General features: G+C 69.3%; 14 protein-coding genes. 7 read left to right on the forward strand and 7 right to left on the reverse strand.

Features of this window, described 5'->3' with window-relative positions; all coding sequences use genetic code 11:
• Together RJ05_RS29310 and RJ05_RS10020 are read left to right on the forward strand one after the other, a co-directional pair.
• Positions 1-996: PucR family transcriptional regulator (locus tag RJ05_RS29310; RefSeq protein ID WP_051016401.1), on the forward strand; the 996-nt coding region annotated here is incomplete at its 5' end.
• 197 nt (positions 997-1,193) lie between these two features.
• Complete coding sequence (locus tag RJ05_RS10020; RefSeq protein ID WP_036535977.1) at positions 1,194-2,810, forward strand: AMP-binding protein; 1,617 nt, start codon at positions 1,194-1,196, stop codon at positions 2,808-2,810.
• A 19-nt stretch (positions 2,811-2,829) separates the two neighbouring features.
• Here RJ05_RS10020 and idi read toward each other — a convergent pair whose 3' ends face one another.
• Entirely contained in the window at positions 2,830-3,390 is a 561-nt protein-coding gene (gene idi, locus RJ05_RS10025; RefSeq protein ID WP_249040576.1) for an isopentenyl-diphosphate Delta-isomerase, read from the reverse strand.
• A 163-nt stretch (positions 3,391-3,553) separates the two neighbouring features.
• Between idi and RJ05_RS10030 the strand changes: the two genes are divergently transcribed.
• Positions 3,554-6,499, forward strand: coding sequence for an acyl-CoA synthetase (locus RJ05_RS10030; protein ID WP_081597261.1), 2,946 nt, complete (start codon positions 3,554-3,556; stop codon positions 6,497-6,499).
• Positions 6,500-6,539: 40 nt separating this feature from the next.
• On the opposite strand, the gene rffA is transcribed toward RJ05_RS10030, so the two are convergent.
• Together rffA and RJ05_RS10040 are read right to left on the reverse strand one after the other, a co-directional pair.
• Positions 6,540-7,679, reverse strand: a complete 1,140-nt coding sequence (gene rffA, locus RJ05_RS10035; RefSeq protein ID WP_036535983.1) for a dTDP-4-amino-4,6-dideoxygalactose transaminase — start codon at positions 7,677-7,679, stop codon at positions 6,540-6,542.
• Positions 7,676-8,776, reverse strand: a complete 1,101-nt coding sequence (locus tag RJ05_RS10040) for a glycosyltransferase (protein WP_280229090.1) — start codon at positions 8,774-8,776, stop codon at positions 7,676-7,678. The genes rffA and RJ05_RS10040 overlap by 4 nt, the downstream gene beginning before the upstream one ends.
• A 153-nt stretch (positions 8,777-8,929) precedes the next feature.
• Between RJ05_RS10040 and RJ05_RS10045 the strand changes: the two genes are divergently transcribed.
• The 3 genes from RJ05_RS10045 to RJ05_RS10055 are packed head-to-tail and all read left to right on the forward strand — an operon-like array spanning position 8,930 to position 12,062.
• Positions 8,930-11,200 carry a hypothetical protein gene (locus RJ05_RS10045; protein ID WP_051016403.1) on the forward strand — a complete coding sequence of 757 codons (2,271 nt, stop codon included), beginning with the start codon at positions 8,930-8,932 and terminating at the stop codon, positions 11,198-11,200.
• Positions 11,197-11,823, forward strand: coding sequence for a GtrA family protein (locus tag RJ05_RS10050; protein WP_234012284.1), 627 nt, complete (start codon positions 11,197-11,199; stop codon positions 11,821-11,823). The genes RJ05_RS10045 and RJ05_RS10050 overlap by 4 nt, the downstream gene beginning before the upstream one ends.
• Positions 11,824-11,828: 5 nt before the next feature.
• On the forward strand, positions 11,829-12,062 hold the full coding sequence (locus RJ05_RS10055; RefSeq protein WP_036535985.1) for a Trm112 family protein: 234 nt from the start codon (positions 11,829-11,831) through the stop codon (positions 12,060-12,062).
• Here the strand turns inward: RJ05_RS10055 and RJ05_RS10060 are convergent.
• The 4 genes from RJ05_RS10060 to RJ05_RS10075 form a co-directional block, all read right to left on the reverse strand.
• Positions 12,044-12,676 carry a TetR/AcrR family transcriptional regulator gene (locus RJ05_RS10060; RefSeq protein ID WP_036536004.1) on the reverse strand — a complete coding sequence of 211 codons (633 nt, stop codon included), beginning with the start codon at positions 12,674-12,676 and terminating at the stop codon, positions 12,044-12,046. The two genes, RJ05_RS10055 and RJ05_RS10060, sit on opposite strands and share 19 nt — an antisense overlap.
• A gap of 56 nt (positions 12,677-12,732) precedes the next feature.
• Positions 12,733-13,527 (reverse strand): ABC transporter permease, encoded by a 795-nt coding sequence (locus RJ05_RS10065; RefSeq protein ID WP_373365056.1) that lies wholly within the window; start codon positions 13,525-13,527, stop codon positions 12,733-12,735.
• The gene (locus RJ05_RS10070) at positions 13,524-14,255 is read right to left on the reverse strand and encodes an ABC transporter ATP-binding protein (RefSeq protein WP_036535988.1); all 732 of its coding nucleotides are present in this window, start codon (positions 14,253-14,255) and stop codon (positions 13,524-13,526) included. The genes RJ05_RS10065 and RJ05_RS10070 overlap by 4 nt, the downstream gene beginning before the upstream one ends.
• A gap of 93 nt (positions 14,256-14,348) precedes the next feature.
• Positions 14,349-15,857, reverse strand: coding sequence for a multicopper oxidase family protein (locus tag RJ05_RS10075; protein ID WP_051016404.1), 1,509 nt, complete (start codon positions 15,855-15,857; stop codon positions 14,349-14,351).
• A 136-nt stretch (positions 15,858-15,993) separates the two neighbouring features.
• On the opposite strand from RJ05_RS10075, the gene RJ05_RS10080 reads away from it, so the two are divergent.
• A complete protein-coding gene (locus RJ05_RS10080) occupies positions 15,994-16,614 on the forward strand; it encodes a DNA-3-methyladenine glycosylase (protein WP_036535990.1) in 621 nt (206 codons plus the stop codon).
• Positions 16,615-16,735: the final 121 nt, after the last annotated feature.

Raw genomic sequence — 16,735 nt, forward strand, 5'->3', positions numbered from 1 at the left:
GGCAGACTGCCCGACGAAACCGACACCAAGGAAATCGTGGACCTGGCAGTGGCACGGGTCCGGGACGGCGCACCGCTGGCGGAAGTGCTCACCAACTACCGCATCGGCGCGTCCGTGCTACGCACGCAGCTGGCGGAGTCGGGTTCGGCCGAGGATGTCGAGATCCTGCGGGAAGTCACCGAACCGCTGATCCAATACCTGCTGACGGTGACCGGCCGGATCGCGGTGGCCGCCGCCGACGGCGCCCACGACCCGGGCTGGGAGCAGCGGGAACGGTCGCGTGTGGTGGCCGACGCACTGCTCGACGGCACCGATCCGGGGGAGTGGCTGCCCGGTTCGCCGACGCCGATCGGCACGGCCTTTCACGTGGTGGTGTTCCGGGTCGGTGACGGCGATCCGGCCGCGTTGACCGAGTTGCGCAACGCGATCGACGCCGCGGCCGGCTCGTTCGTCCGGATGGACCGTCGCGGGTGGACGGCGTTGTTGCCGTGGGACACCGCCACTGCCGGCGCGGAGGTGCCGTCCGCGCTGACGGATCTGCTGCCGAAGTTCGCCGCCCGCACCGATTGCGGATGGTGGGCCGGTGTCGCGCGAGCGGGCACCAGAGCCGGGATTCCCGGTGCGTTCGCGCAGGCGCGGGTGCTCGCCGAACTCGGCCGTTGCCTGGAGCGGCCCAGGCGGGTATGCCTGCTGCGGGAGCTACCGTTGGAATACACGCTGGCCCGCAGTGGTGCGGCGTGCGCCGACCTCGCGGCGGTGCTGAACCCACTCGACGATCAGCCGCAACTGGCGCGGACCCTCGAGCTCTACCTCGACACCGATTTCAACCAACTGGCCACCGCGCGGGCGCTCTACGTGCACCGCAACACCGTCACCTACCGGCTCTCCCGCATCCACGAACTCACCGGCTTCGATCCGGCCTCGACCGCAGGCGCGGTACAGCTCGCCGCCGCGCGGACGGCTCGGCGCATCCAGGGCGGCCACTTCACCGAGTGACCACGCCGGACCTCGATTGGTCGTATGCCCAATCGGCGCGTGCGGTTTTCGAGCGATTGTCAATTGTCGCCGCAGCCTGTCCTGCGATGTGCTGAAGGCGTACACGAGGTCGCCCTGCGCCGCGACCATCCGGGCCGGCCATCGCGGTGCCGGGACCGGCGCGGCCGACCCGACCGGCGAGACGAGAGATCCATTCGATGACACTTGTGACCAGCGCCGCGCATGCCGTGACGGTGACGGGCCGTCAGGTGGCGGTGCTCCACCGGGCCGGGATCATCGATCTGCGCCATCCGCTGCGGGTCGCGCGCACCGCCAGGACCGTGCGCACACTCGGTCCGATCGCCGGAGGGGTGCGATCGGCGGCGCGGACGACACCGGACCGGGTGGCCCTGGTGGATGCGGCCGGTGCGGTCGGCTACGGCGAACTCGACCGGTGGACCGACGCGATCGCCGCGCACTGGCGCGGCAGCGGCCTGGGCGCCGGCAGTGTGGTCGCCGCGCTCGGTCGCGACGACCGTTTCCTGGTCGCCACCATGATCGCCGTCGCGAAAATCGGTGCGCGCCTGGTGTTGATGAACACCGGGTTCAGCGGCACCCAGCTGGCCGATGTCGCCGCACGTGAATCGGTCACCTCGATCGTGAGTTCCGGCGAGTTCGCCGATGTGGTGGCGGCGCTGCCGGATTCGGTGACGAGCCTCGACCTGCCCGCACCGCCGCCCGCGGGCGAGGCAGTGGCCGTACCGCCGGTCCCGGCGCGGCCGGGTGGGTTCGTCCTGCTCACCGGCGGCACCACCGGGACGCCGAAGGGTGCGCCGCGTACCGTGCAGTCACCGCTGGCCGCAGCGCAATTCCTGGACCGGGTGCCGTGGCGGCGGGGTGCGACGATGCTGTTGTGCGCGCCGCTGTTCCACGGCACCGCGCTCTCGCAGTTCATCCTCGCCCTCAATCTCGGCTGCACGGTCGTGCTGCACGGCCGGTTCGACGCCCGGCGCGCGGTGGTGCAGATCGAACGGCACCGCTGCGACGGCGTGGTTCTCGTGCCGACGATGTTGCGGCGGATTCTCGACCTCGGCCCTGGTGAACTCGCGACGTTCGACACGAGTGCGCTGCGCGTCATCTTCACCGCCGGTGCCGCGCTGGCGCCCTCGCTCGGCGACCGGGCGATCGAGGTCTTCGGGCCGGTGATCTACAACTTCTACGGGTGCACCGAGACCGGCACGGCGACCATCGCCACGCCCGAGGATTGGATCGCCGCACCCGGCACCGTCGGCAAACCGCCGGTCGGCATCCGGGTCGGGCTCTACAGCGAGGACGGCACCCGCCTCGACCGGCCGGGGCAGGTCGGAACGGTGTACGTCGGCAATGCCATCGCGTTCTCCGGTTACTCCGGCGGCGGATCCAAGAAGATGATCGACGGGCTGATGAGCACCGGCGATCTGGGGCATTTCGACAGCGAAGGCCGGCTGTTCATCGACGGCCGCGACGACGACATGATCGTGTCCGGCGGCGAGAATGTCTTCCCCGGTGAGATCGAAGACCTGCTGTACGCGCACCCGGCGATCGCGGAGGCTGCGGTGATCGGGGTCGAGGACGAGGAATTCGGTCAGCGTTTGGCGGCGTTCATCGTCCGGTCCGGCGAACTGGACGAGGCAAGCGTGCGCGCCTATGTGAAGTCACGTTCCGCGCGATTCAAGGTGCCGCGTGATGTCGTCTTCGTCGACGAGATTCCGCGCACCACCACCGGTAAGACCGACCGCCGCGCACTCGCGAGGATCGACCGCACGCAGCCGCCCACCCCGTCGGACGTCCGCTGACGCCCGGTCCGGTGACGCGTCAGCCGATGCCCTGACCCGACCCGGTCGCGATCTCCAAGACTCCGCCGAGCCACGGACTGTAGCTGTCCGGGTTCGACACGAGCGCGGTGCGGAGTTCGTCGGGGTCGACCCACGCGTAGTCGGCGACCTCGGCCGGATGCGGACGCGGCGTGCTGTCCAGATACCCGATCAGTACGTGATCCCATTCGTGCTCGACCCGCCCGGTGGCCGGGTCCTCGGCCTGGTAGCGGAAGACGCCGGTCTCGCGGAGTTCGGCGCGCACGCCCATCTCCTCGATGAGCCGCACGCTCGCCGCCTCGGTGACCGAGCCACCCGGCGCGGGATGGCCGCAGCAGGTGTTGGACCAGCGGCCGGGGAACCGGGTCTTGATATGGGCGCGCTGTTGCAGCAGCACCCGGCCGGACCGGTCGAACAGCAGGACCGAGAACGCGCGGTGCAGCATGCCCGGCGCCCGATGCGCCTGCGCCACCTGGCACGCGCCGACCGCGCGCCCGGCATCGTCGACGAGCTCGACGTCCATGGTCTCGCGGTCGATCCGCTGAGCGAGGGTTTCGGTCACCAACCCACCATATCTGCGGCATTTGCGGCGTCCCTGCGCGCAGCGGTCCATGATGGAACACATCACAGCAGACACATGATCAGGTCGCGGTATGGGAAGCTCGTTCGAACACATCGGGGTGTGTGATGGGCGTCACGTTTCAGGGTAGGGCTGGGAGCGGATCGTGAAGTTGAGTGTGCAAGAGATGGCCGGATCGGTGCAGCGGTTGATGGCGACCGCGCAGAACGGTCTGGAGGTGATCCGTTTCGGCGGGCTGAGTCATGATGTGGAGTCCTCGCCGTTCGAGGTGGTCGAGCGACGCCGCATGTACCGGCTGCGCCATTACTTCCCCGACGACACCACGCCGGGGCGCCCGGTGGCGGTGCTGGTGCCGCCGCTGATGGTCAATGCCGACATCTGGGACGTAAACGCCGAAGGCGGTGCCGTCGGCATCCTGCACAACGCCGGAATCGATTGCTGGGTGGTCGATTTCGGTTCGCCGGCGATCGAGGAGGGTGGCTGGGAACGCGATCTCGCCGATCACGTCCTCGCCGTGGACAGCGCCATCGACACCGTCTGCGAGGCCACCGGATCCGGCGTGCACCTGATGGGGTACTCGCAGGGCGGCATGTTCGCCTACCAGACCACCGCCTTCCGCTACGGCAAGGGCGTGTCCAGCATCGTGACCTTCGGCAGCCCGGTCGACATCGTCGCGGGCATGCCGTTCGGCCTGCCCTACGGCCTCGCCTCCGATGTCGCCGATTTCCTGGCCGACCACGTGGTGACCCGGCTGCCGATCACCGATTCGATGGTGCGCATCGGCTTCCAGATGCTCGATCCGGTGAAAACGGCCAAATCGCGGATCGACTTCCTGCGCCAGCTGCACGACCGGGAGGCACTGCTGCCCAAGGAGCGTCAGCGCCGGTTCCTCAACAGCGACGGCTGGGTCGGCTACGCGGGCCCGGCGGCGGCGGATCTGCTCAAACAGTTCGTCGCGCACAACCGGATGATGCTCGGCGGGTTCGTCATCCGCGATCAGCCGATCTCACTCGCGGAACTGAAATGCCCGATCCTGGCCTTCGTCGGCGAGGTCGACGACATCGGCCAGCCCGCCGCCGTGCGCGGCATCGTCCGGGCCGCGCCGAACGCCGAGGTGTACGAGGCGACGCTGCTGGCCGGGCATTTCGGCCTGGTCGCCGGCAGCGTGGCGACAAACCACACCTGGCCTATGGTGCGGGACTGGATCGGCTGGGTGGAGGGCAGCTCGGCACTGCCCGAGGAGATCCACCGGATGTCGGAGCACGTGGACAGCAAACGTCCACGCACCGCCGCCACCCGCGTCGTGCACACCGCGGCCGCGCTCGCCGAGGCGGGAACCGGCATGGGACGTGCCCTCGAAGGCATCGCCGGTAACACCGTGCGCGGTTCGCTGGAGCTGGCGGGCGAGGCCGCGCGCGCCCTGCCCCGGCTGACCCGCCTGGGCATGATCCAGCCGCACACCCGGATCTCACTCGGCAAACTCATGGCCGAACAGTGCAAGCGGGCGCCGCTGCGGGAATGCTTCCTGTTCGACGACCGGGTGCACACCAATGCCGCCGTCGACGTCCGCATCGACAACGTGGTGCGCGGCCTGATCTCGGTCGGCATCCGGCCGGCCACCCGGGTCGGCGTGGTGATGGAGACCCGCCCCAGCGCGCTGGTCACGGTGGCCGCGCTGTCGCGGCTCGGCGCCGTCGCGGTGCTGCTGGCACCCGGCAGCGAACTGCGCGGCGCGCTCGAGCAGACCGGCACCAAGATCCTCATCTCCGATCCGGAGAACCTGCGCCACGCCGCCGAGACCGGGCATCGGGTGCTGGTGCTCGGCGGCGGTGACGCCCGTGGGCTCGACATCCCGCTCGGCGATGACGTCATCGACCTCGAGCAGGTCGACCCGGCGAAGGTGCGGATGCCCGCCTGGTACCGCCCGAACCCGGGGCTGGCACGTGAGCTGGCCTTCGTGCTGGTCACCGGCACCGGCGACCGGCTCGATATCAAATACATCACCAATCACCGCTGGGCGCTGTCGGCGTTCGGCACCGCCTCGGCGGCCGACCTCGACCGCCGCGACACCGTCTACTGCCTGGCGCCGCTGCATCATTCGTCGGGGCTGCTGGTGAGCCTGGGCGGTGCGATCGCCGGCGGCAGCCGGATCGCGCTGGCGCGGTCGCTGGATCCGGCGCGCTTCGCCGAGGAGGTGCACCGCTATGGCGTCACCGTCGTCACCTACACCTGGACGATGCTGCGCGACATCCTCGACGCGCAGGTCTTCCCGGCCGGCCACCGGCATCCGATCCGATTGTTCATCGGATCCGGCATGCCCGCCGGGCTCTGGCGGCGCACCACCGAACAATTCGCGCCCGCCCGGGTCCTCGAGTTCTACGCCTCCATCGAAGGCGATGTGGTGCTTGCGCATGTCTCGGGCAGCAAGCCCGGCTGCAAGGGAAGGCCGGTGCCGGGCACGGCGCGGGTGGAACTGGTGGCCTACGACCCGGTGACCGAGCAGATCGAGGTCGACGAATCCGGTTTCGCCCGCCGCTGCGCCGACAACGAGGTGGGGCTGCTTATCGGCTCCGCCTCCGAGGGCGTCGATCTCTCGCGCGGCGGCCTGCGCGGTGTGTTCACCGCCGGCGATTCGTGGATGCCGACCGAGAATCTGTTCCGCCGCGACTCCGACGGCGACTACTGGCTGGTCGACCGCACCGACACCGTCATGCTCACCCCGCGCGGGCCGGTGTTCACCCAGCCGATCGTGGACGTGCTCAACGACATCACCGCCGTCGATATGGAGGTCGCCTACGGGCTGCCGGTCGGGGATCGCACGCTCGCGGTCGCCGCGGTCAGCGTGCGCGAGGGTTTCCGGCTGGAGCCCAAGGACGTCACCGAGGCGTTGCAGGCGCTGGATTACCGGCAGCGACCCGACCTGGTGTACGTGGTGGACGAGATCCCGCGCAGCTCCTCCTACCGGCCGTCCACCCGTGCGGTGCAGGCGGCGGGGCGACCGCAGCCGGGGCCGGGCACCTGGTGGTACAACCGCGAGACCGAGTCCTACGAGGTGCTGACCGAAGCCGCGGCGCGCGAACTACTCGGCTGAGCCTGGCGTGCCCGGGGCTGTTTCTCGAGGCCCCGGGGCCTCAGACCGTGAAGGCCTGCACCGCGTCGACCACCCGCTCGATCTGGGACGTCTCGAGCATCGGCCACAGCGGCAACCGGACGATGGTGGCGGAGAATTCGGCGCTGCGGGTGCACGGCACCGGCGTGCGGCCGTACTTCAAGCCGGCCGGGCTGGAATCCAGCGGCACATAGTGGAACGGTGCGACGATGCCGCGCCCGGCCAGATGCCCGATCAGGGCGTCGCGCGAGTCTTCGGTGGGCAACCGCAGGTAGAACAGGTGCGCGGCGTGCTCGCGATCGCCGGGCACCCGCATCACGCGGACGTCGTTGCGGCGCGACCAGTCCGGCAGCGCCGCCGCGTAGGCGTTCCACACCCGGTGCCTGCCGGCCTGGATGCGATCGAACTCGGCCAGTTGCGCGTCCAGCACGGCGGCATTGAGTTCGCTGGGCAGATAACTGGATCCGATGTCCTGCCAGGAGTATTTGTCCACCTGCCCGCGCAGGAACCGGGCCCGGTCGGTGCCCTTCTCGCGGATGATCTCCGCGCGGCCCATCAGGATCTCATCCGAGAGCAGCAGCGCCCCGCCTTCACCGCAGTGCACGTTCTTGGTGTCGTGGAAGCTCTGTGTGCCGAGGGTGCCGATGGTGCCGAGCGCGCGACCACGCCAGGTCCCACCGAGACCGTGCGCGTTGTCTTCGATGATTTCCAGCCCGTGCTCGGCGGCGACAGCGAGCAGCGGCCCCATCTCCGCGGCGACCCCGCCGTAATGCATCACCAGCACCGCCTTGGTGCGGGCGGTGACGGCATCGGCGACCGCGGCCGGGTCGATATTGCCGGTCTCGGGGTCGATATCGACGAACACGCAGGTCGCTCCGCGCAGGGCGATGGAGGTCGCGGCGGAGGTGAAGGCGAAGCTGGGGACGATCACCTCGTCGTCGGGGCCCAGTTCCAGCAGCAGTGCGGCCAATTCGAGGGCGTGCGTGCAGGAGGTGGTCAGCAGTGCGTGCGGGCTGCCGGTGATGGCCTTGATCTTGGCGGTCGCGGCCTTGGTGAACCGGCCGTCGCCGTGGCTGTGGTCGGAGTCCAGCACGGCGCGCAGGTTCTCCAGTTCGGCGGCCGCGCGGTAGGGCCTGCTGAAGATGATGCGGTCGGTGGTCACGGCGCGGCCCCCTCGCGTGCGTCGGCGGTGATCTCGTCGCGGCGCGGCGGCGGGGCGGCGACCGTCAGGTACAGCGGTTTGCCCACCAGGATATGGAGTGCGACACCGAGATATTCGGCGATCAACCCGAGCGAGAACAGCACCGCACCCGAACACAGCAGCAGCACGACGATGATCGAAGCCCAGCCCTCCGGATCGTTGTTATCGCTGGTCAGTGCGGTGTAGATGATGACGGCCGCGAGAATTCCGCCGGCCAGCGCCAGGGTGATCCCGAGCAGACTGACCAATCGCAGCCCGCGGGTGCCGGTGCACAGCACCATCTTCCAGAACAGCGAGAACAACCGCCGGTAGTTGTAGCCGGATTCCTCGCGGCCCTCCGCGCGCAACGTCACGGGGACCGTCACGGTGGTGCCGACCACCCAGGTCAGGGCGACATCGAGGTAGACGCCGTTGGCGGCGACGTCGGCCAGCTGTCTGCCGATATCGCCGCGGATCAGCCGGAAGCTTTCGAACCGGGTGGAATCGGGGAAGGCGAACACCGTCGCCAGCACGATTTTCGCGCCGCGCGAGGTGAGGTTGCGCAGGAAGCCGTGCGGACGGGTGTTGGTGGGTTTGGAGTAGACGAGGTCGGCGCGCCCGGCCAGGGCGGCGTCGAGGAACGCGGCGATGCAGGCGGGATCGTGCTGGCCGTCCTCGTCCATGGTGACGATCCACTCGCCGCGCGCCGCCGACATTCCGGCGATGGTGGCCGCGTCCTGGCCGAAGTTGCGGCTCAACCACACCACCCGCACCTGCGGGTAGTCGCGGCGCAACTGTTCGAGGACGACGTCGGAGCGGTCGGGGCCGTGGTCGTGCACCAGCACGATGTCGTCGACGACGAAGGTGATGCCGTCGGGGGTGAGCGTCGGCCGCGACAGCAGATCGAGTTCGCGCACCAGTGCGGCGATCGTGTGCTCGCCCCGGTACACCGGAACCACCACCGAGACCGAACGCGCGGCAGCGCGGCCGTTGGCCGAATCCGACTCCCGAGCCGACGCGGCGGTAGCAGGAGTTGACGCCGGCGGCTGCGTGGGAACCGGCTGGGGAGGAATCGGCATTGGCGAGATCGACTTTCGATGACGGTGCACGTGCCGGTACTCGTCACGGATGGGTGAGCCCGAGCCGCCGTGAACAATAACACGGGGTCGCGGCCTCGCCGCCGACCCGATTCGGCGGTGCGTCATCGGGTTCGCGACCGGCCGCTTCCGGGCATGTATGGTCTGGAACTCGTGGTGGAAAGTCGAGCCGGTACCCGGTCGGACGTGTTCAGGTGGGGCATCATCACCGCGGCCGGGGTGGTCGTGGCCTATCTCGCGGTGCTCGCCGCCAATGCCCGGCATTTCTACACCGACGACACCGAATCCCAGTACGCCCCGCTGTGGGTGATGACCGGAAGCTACCTGCGCGAAGGCCGTTTCCCGGCGATGGTGCCCGAGCACTGGCTGGCAGGCAACTACACCATCGAGGAAGCGGGACTGCTGAACCCGCCGCAGCTGCTGATCGATCTGATCGCGCCCTCGGTACCCGACATCGGGTTGTACGCCACCATGGTCAAGCTGATCTTCGCGGTGATCCTCGGCCTCGGTGTGTATCGCGTCGCCCTGGCCTACGGCGCCGGACCGGCCTGGTCCGCGGTGGCCGGCGTGTCGTTCCCGTTCACCGGATTCCTGCTGTTCTTCGATGCCGCCAGCTGGATGACCGCGTTCACCGGGACGGCCTGGCTGGTGCACGCCTGGGCGTCGGGGGTGCGATACGCGCGCGGACGCAGCGGCCCGATCCCGGTATTCGTGTTCCTGTACCTGGCGATCTCGGTGCAGTACATCTTCCCCGCGGTCGAGGCGGGCGTGATGATCGCCGCGGTGATCATCGGCGAGATGGTCTACCAGCGGCGCTGGGCCCCGTCGCTGCGGCTCGCGCTGGTCGCGGGATGCGCGGCGCTGGCCGGTCTGGCGACGTATCTGCCAAGCCTGCTCACCGCCGACGTCACCTGGCGCGGGGCAGACGAGATCAAGAACGACCCGTTCCTGACGGTGCCGTGGTCGGAATCGCTGAACGCCAGCCTGCCGAGCACCCTGCCCGCGTTCACCTCGTGGTGGGGTTTCGTGCAGCCGCTGCCGATGGTCTACATCGCCTGGTTCCTGATCCCGGCGCTGGCGTTCATCGATTGGCGCCGTGCGGCCGGCGCGGCCAGGGAACTGAGTGCGCTCGGCATCTTCACCGTGGCCGCCCTGCTGTGGACCGCAGGCCCGGGCACGATGGGTCCGTTGCGGTGGCCGGCGCGGGTGCTGCCGATGGTGGCGCTCGGTCTGTTGCTGCTGGTGTGTGTGCTGCTCGGCCGCTACGGCACCACCGCCGGGTGGCGGCGCCGCGGTATCGGCGCTGGACTGCTGATCGGTGTGCTGCTGCTGCGCTCGCTGGCGGCCGCGCCCTCGGAAGCGGTCTGGCATATCGTTTCGGCGCTGGGCGTCGCCGCCCTCGGCGCCGCCGTGGTCTGGCTTGGCCGTACTCGCGGCACCGCCCTGGCCTGCGCGCTGAGCATCGTCGCGGTCGCGCCGATCGCCTATCTCCAAGTGCGGGCCGCGCAGCCGACCCCGATGAGCTGGAACCTGCCCGCCGACCGAAACGAGGCGAAAGCGGCCTTCCCGGACTTCGGCGGCACCACACTGCAACTGGGCGAACGCGGCCTGATCCAGCCCGGCCAGAACACCCTCGACGAAGCCTACGGTTCGCTCGTCTTCGGCAATTACGCCAAGGACCTGGAACTGACCTACGTCGGCGGCTACACCCCGAACGGGCACTTCTACTTCGGTGAACTGCTGTGCATGCGCTGGGACACCAGCGTCTGCCCGGACGCCTACCGTCGTGCTTTCGCCACCGAACCGGAGACCGGGCGCACCATCGTCGACCTGATGAAGATCGACCGGGTCGTTGTGCAGCGCGCGCTGTTCCCCGACGCGCGCGCACAGCCCGCGCCCGCCGGCTGGAGATGGGTCGACTACCCGGGCCACGAGGACTACATCTGGGTGCTCGAACGGGAGAACGGACCGGTCTCCACCGTCGACGGCCGCATCGCCCATACCGACGGAGTCACCGCCACCTCACTCGGCGAGACGGATCTGACCAGCCGCGTGCGGGTCGATTCCGCCGAGGGCGGCAAGGTCGTGTTCGCGCGCCTCGGCTGGCCCGGTTACCGCGCGAGCATCGACGGCCGCGACGTGCCGATCAGCGTCGTCGCGAAAACCTTCGTCGCCGTGGAGATCCCGCCGGGCACACAGGGCGCGGAACTTGTGCTGAGCTGGCGGCCGCCGGGCTGGAAGATCGGCGGCGCGGCCATCGTCGCCGGGCTGGTCGGGCTCGCGGTGCTGGAGTGGGCGTATCTGCGTGGACGTCGCCGCGACGCGGACGAACCGGCCGCGGATTCGTCAGCGGAACCGGAAACGCCTGAATCCGAGCGGCCCGACCTGGTGGAAGCCCGACCGTGAGCGGGACCACCGGCCGTCCGGAACCGCGCCCGGCGAGCCCCGTCGGCCTCGGCCCGCAACCGGATGCCGTGCAGACTGCCGCATCACCGCTCACCGGGTCGGTGCTCGGTCCCGATCGGTCTACCGGCGCCGATACCCACCCGCCGACCCCGCCCGAGGCCCAGCATGTGCGTCGGGTCTCCGGCCCGGACACCGATTCGTCGGATACCGCTGATCCCGGTCCGCTCTTGCGCCTGGTCCGCCGCCAGGAGCTGGCCTTCGCCGTCGTCGGCGGGTTCAACACCGTGCTCGGCATCGTGCTCACCGTGGCGTGGCTGGCGGTGCTCGGCGACGGTGTTCCGCCGTCGGTGGCCGTGGTGGCGGCCTACTGCGTGAGTGTCGTCGTCGCCTTCGTGCTGCACCGGACGCTGGTCTTCCGAGTGCGCGGGCAACTCGTGCGCGATTTCCTCGCCTTCGTCGCGGTCAATTCCGGTGGGCTGCTGATGAACGTGGTGCTGTTGGAACTGGCCGTGACCGTGCTCGATTTCCCGGAGAAACCGGCCGCCGTGGTGGTGATGGGATTCGTTGCGGTGGTGAGCTTCTTCGGCCACCGTCATATCTCGTTCCGGCAGCGGGTAGGTTAGCCCTCATGCCGGAGGAAACCACCGTCGACCCCACCCTGCTCAGCCTGCTCGCCTGCCCGCAGGACAAGGGCCCACTGCATCTGGTGCGCACCGACGAGGGCGCGAGCGTGCTCTACAACCTGCGCCTGCGCCGTGCCTACCCGATCGACAACGGCATCCCGGTGCTGCTCATCGACGAAGCCCGCGACGTCGACGACGCCGAACACGAGCGGTTCAGTGCTCAGTTCTCCGAATCCTGAACCCCGTCCTGACGCAGCTGCCCGCCGAGATCGCCGGTGAGATAGTGCTGCACCGTCGGCCCGATGAGCGCGACCACCTGCGGTAGCGGCAACGACGCCATCGGTTCCAGTAGCGCGATCTTGCGCGCCACCAGCAGCCCGACCATCTGCGAGGCGGCCAGATTCACCCGCAGCCTGCCGTCGTCCTCGGGCGTCGCGATGCGCGAGCGGATCCGTTCGAGCACCACCTCGAGCAGGAAGGTCCGGGTCAGCGACGGCCCGGTACCGCCGAGGAAGCTGCGCACCATCGCCACCACGCCCGCGCCGGCGGGCGAGTCCCACACCGATACCACCGCCCGCACGATCGTCTCGCCCAGCTGTTCCAGCGGCGCCGCGTCGATCGCCCGCAGGGTGATCTCCGGATCGACCGGCATCTCCACGACTTTCGCGAACAGTTGCTGCTTGGTCCCGAAGTAGTGGTGCACCAGCGCCGGATCGACGCCGGCGTCGGCCGCGATCGCCCGGATCGAGGTCTTGCCGAATCCGGTGTCGGCGAATCGCGTTCGCGCCGCCTCGAGGATCGCCTCCTTGGCGCCGGATCGTCCAGGTCGTCGCCCCGTCCGGCCGGCCCGCATGTTCGGCGATGCCGCGATATCGGCGCTGTCGTCGTCGGCCGCGGCCGCGGTGCCGCTCACGGGGTGCGCCGCCGCAAGGTCGCGGCCCCGAGCACCAGCGCCACCACTGCGAAACCGGCCACCACCGCCAGATCCCGCCACATCGCCGCGGTCGGCTCGGCATGCACCGACACCTGCTGCAACGCGTCGACCGCGTAGCTCAACGGCATCACATTGCTGATCGCCTCCAGCCAGCCGGGCAGCTGATCGCGCGGCACCAGCAGCCCGCACAGGAAGATCTGTGGTGCGACGACCACCGGCATGAACTGCACCGCCTGGAATTCGGTGCGGGCGAAGGCGCTGGCCAGCAGCCCGAGCGCGACGCCGAGCACCGCGTCGACCACCGCGATCAGCACCACCCAGCCCGGATTCCCGGCCGCCTCCAGCCCGAGCAGCCCGAACGACACCAGACATGCCGTCACCGCCTGCGCCGCGGCTGCCGAGGAGAAGGCGGTGCCGTAGCCGCCGAGCAGGTCGAGTTTCGACAGCGGAGTGGTGAGCAGCCGCTCCAGCGTGCCCGAGGTGCGTTCGCGCTGCATGGCGATCGCGGTGATCAGGAACATCACGATGAACGGCAGGATGCCGAGCATGCTGATGCCGACCCGGTCGAACAGTGTGGTGGTCTGGTTCGGCGCCTTCGGGGTGTCTTGGTAGATGAAGTACAGCAACGTCATCAGCAGAGCGGGGACGACCAGAATCATCGCGACCGTGCGATGGTCGTTGCGCAGCTGCCGCAGGATGCGGCTGGTGGTCGCCAGATACGGGCGCAGCGTCATCCGGCGGGCGGGGACGCGGTCGACGACGGTGCTCATGCTGTCTGTCCCATCGTGATGAGGCCGAGGAAGGCCTGTTCCAGGTTCTGTTCGCCGGTGCGGGTGCGCAATTCGTCGGGGCTGAGCTGGGCCAGCACCTTGCCCTCGCGCATCAGCAGCAGCTGGTCGCAGTGGTCGGCCTCGTCCATGACATGGCTGGACACCAGCAGAGTGGTGCCGCCGGCCGCGAGCTCGCGGAACTGCTTCCACAGATCGACCCGCAGCACGGGGTCCAGCCCGACGGTCGGTTCGTCGAGCACGAGCAGTTCCGGCGCGGCCACCAGCGCGCACGCCAGCGAGGCCCGCGTGCGCTGCCCGCCGGACAACTCGTCGCCGCGCTGGTGCTGATAGTCCAGCAGGCCCACCGCCCCGAGCGCTTCGTCGATATCGCCGCGGTCGGCGCCGTACAGCGCGGCGAAGTAGGCGACGTTGTCGCGCACGCTGATGTCGGAATAGATGCTCGGGGATTGGGTCACGTAGCCGATGCGTCTGCGCAGCGCGGCCGATCCCGCCGGCAGTCCGAGCACTCGAACGTCACCAGCGGCGACGATCTGGGTGCCGACGATGCTGCGCATCAGCGTGGTCTTCCCGCACCCGGAGGGGCCGAGCAGGCCGGTGATGGATCCGCGCGCGATGGTCAATGACACCTCGTGCAGCACTTCGCGCCGACCGCGGCGAACGGTGAGGCCGTCCACTTCGACGGCGGGCGGTGACGGGGTCTGCGACATGGCCGCCTCAATTCATCGAGTGTTGAATTCACTGTGTGATGAATTCTGCGCCGTCGATTGGTGAAGCGCAATCAGGAACCGGAAAACGCATGGTCAATGCCCATGAACAGGCGGCTTCCCGGCGACCCCACCGGGCTCCACGACCACGAACTGGCCCATCATTCCGGTGTCCTCATGCCAGAGCAGATGGCAGTGATACATGTACGGCGTATCCGGATCGGCAAGCCCGTCGAAGCGCAGGGCCAGCCGCACCGAACCACCCGGCGGCAAGAACACCGTGTCCTTCGGCCCCGACAGCTCCACCGGTGGCGGCGACCCGTCGCGTTCGAGCACCCGGAACTGCACATCATGGACGTGGAAGTTGTGCGGCATCCCGTCGACATTGCGGACCGTCCAGATCTCGGTGCTGCCGCGCGTCACCGCGAAATCGACGCGATCCATCGCCATCGCCTGCCCGTTGATCGAACCGAAACTGAGGTCGAACGCACGCTCGGTCGCCCCCGTGACGTCGAGGCGGCCCGGCCGCACGAGCGTGGCGGGCAGCGGGGGCGAGGGCCGCAACGTGTCGGCCGCCCGGAATTCCATGAGGTCGAAAGTGTCGTCGCCGCCGCTGAAGCGCTGGGTCCAGAAACTCAGGCCTGCGTCGAGCGGGTAACTGCGCAGCACGGTGGACGCGCCCGGCTCGAACCGGACCACGATCTCGGCCCGCTCACCCGGCGACAGCCGGATCCGGTTCAGCTCGGCCGGCCGTTCCAGCAGGCCACCGTCGGTGGCGATGAGCGCGAACGGGCGATCGTCGGAGAAACCGAAGGTGTAGGTGCGCGCGGTGGAGGCGTTGAGCAGGCGCAGCCGCACCAGCTCGTCGCCGACCACGTGGTACGGAGCGAGCGAGCCGTTGACCATGGTCTGGTCGCCGAGAAACCCGACGTCACGGAACATGGCGTGGCTGCCGTCGAACGCGTCGCCGCGGAACTTCACGTCCTGGACGATGACCGGCACATCGTCCACCCCGTAGGTCCCCGGCAGCGTCACGGCCTCGGCCGGGTCGTCGAGGATGAACATGCCGGCCAGCCCGCGCCGTACATGCGATTCGGTCTCGCCGTGCGGATGCGGGTGGTACCAGAGAGTGGCCGCCGGCTGATCGATCGTCCACTGCGGCGCCCAGTACGCGCCGGCCGCGACCATCTGATGCGGTCCACCATCCATCGCCGCGGGCAGATGCATGCCGTGCCAGTGCACCGTCGACGCATCCGGCAGCGCATTGCGCACCCGGACACGCACCGTCTCACCGCGTGCCGCTCGCAGCGTGGGGCCGAGGTGGTCGCCGTTGAATCCCCAGGTCTCGGTGAAACGGCCCGGCCGGAACTCCGTACGACCGGCCTGCATCCGCAAGTCGAACACCCGCGTCCCGTCGGCCGCGATCCGGGAATCGGCCAACGGCGGAATCGGCAACTCGCCGGTGAAATCCAGACGCCCGACCGTCGAGACATCGGCCCGCTGATACACGAGCGTGACTCCCACGCCGATGGCGACCGCCGCCACCAACAGCACCGAAACGACGGTGATTGTCAGCCGGCGCACCGGCCGCGACCTGCGAAACATAGTCCGACGCTAGGGATTACCAGCCCGTCGGCACATCCGGGATCGTCCCTGACCCAGGCCTTGGATCCACCCTGACCCGACCCCGACATCGGGTCGCCGCAGGAGCCGACCGCACCCGGCTGAGAGAATCCGAGGTGTGAGTGCCGAGGAACTTGCCGTCGAACCGCTCGCGGCCGCGCGCCGGGTGCTCGGCGCGACACTGTGGTCGGGTCCGGTGGGAGTGCGGATCGTCGAGGTCGAGGCTTACGGGGGAGACCCGGCGGGACCCTGGCACGATCCGGCCGCCCATTCCGGCCGCGGGCGCACCCCGCGCAATGCGGTGATGTTCGGGCCACCCGGCGTGCTGTACGTCTACCTCAGCTACGGGATGCACACCTGCGTCAACGTCACCAGCGGTCCCGATGGCGTAGCCAGCGCCGTGCTGATCCGCTCCGGTGAGGTGGTCGCCGGCGAGGACGTGGCCCGGGCTCGGCGCGCCGCCGCCCGCAACGGGCATGATCTCGCGCGTGGGCCCGGCAATCTCGGCAGCGCTCTCGGAATCACCTTGGACGACTACGGAACTCGGCTGTTCGACCCCGAGTCGCCGATCCGGCTCGAACTCGGCCCGACCCTTGACCCCTCCGCGATCGCCGTCGGCCCGAGAGTCGGCGTGAGCCTGGCCGCCGACCGCCCGTGGCGGTTGTGGCTGCCGGATTCCCCTGCGGTGTCGGCGTATCGGCGCAGTCCGCGAGCTCCGCGCGCGGAGCGTAGCGCCTGACCTCGGCCGATGCCCTGCACGAGGGTCGTGGAAAAAAATTCTCGGCACCTGCGATGAATTCCGCGAGACGGCTCCGTCTTGTCTGGTGAACGCGCTACCAACCCGGCGCGCACGACCCGAA

Source organism: Nocardia cyriacigeorgica NBRC 100375 (genome assembly GCF_000308555.1).
In the GTDB taxonomy this organism is placed as follows: Bacteria; Actinomycetota; Actinomycetes; order Mycobacteriales; family Mycobacteriaceae; genus Nocardia; species Nocardia cyriacigeorgica.

Bases quoted from the DNA above. Each gene is read 5' to 3' on its own strand.
- RJ05_RS10075 (WP_051016404.1), bottom strand. From the start codon at position 15,857: ATGTTTCGCAGGTCGCGGCCGGTGCGCCGGCTGACAATCACCGTCGTT.
- RJ05_RS10070 (WP_036535988.1), bottom strand. From the start codon at position 14,255: ATGTCGCAGACCCCGTCACCGCCCGCCGTCGAAGTGGACGGCCTCACC.
- RJ05_RS10060 (WP_036536004.1), bottom strand. From the start codon at position 12,676: ATGCGGGCCGGCCGGACGGGGCGACGACCTGGACGATCCGGCGCCAAG.
- RJ05_RS10065 (WP_373365056.1), bottom strand. From the start codon at position 13,527: ATGAGCACCGTCGTCGACCGCGTCCCCGCCCGCCGGATGACGCTGCGC.
- RJ05_RS10040 (WP_280229090.1), bottom strand. From the start codon at position 8,776: ATGCCGATTCCTCCCCAGCCGGTTCCCACGCAGCCGCCGGCGTCAACT.
- RJ05_RS10055 (WP_036535985.1), top strand. From the start codon at position 11,829: ATGCCGGAGGAAACCACCGTCGACCCCACCCTGCTCAGCCTGCTCGCC.
- RJ05_RS10020 (WP_036535977.1), top strand. From the start codon at position 1,194: ATGACACTTGTGACCAGCGCCGCGCATGCCGTGACGGTGACGGGCCGT.
- RJ05_RS10045 (WP_051016403.1), top strand. From the start codon at position 8,930: ATGTATGGTCTGGAACTCGTGGTGGAAAGTCGAGCCGGTACCCGGTCG.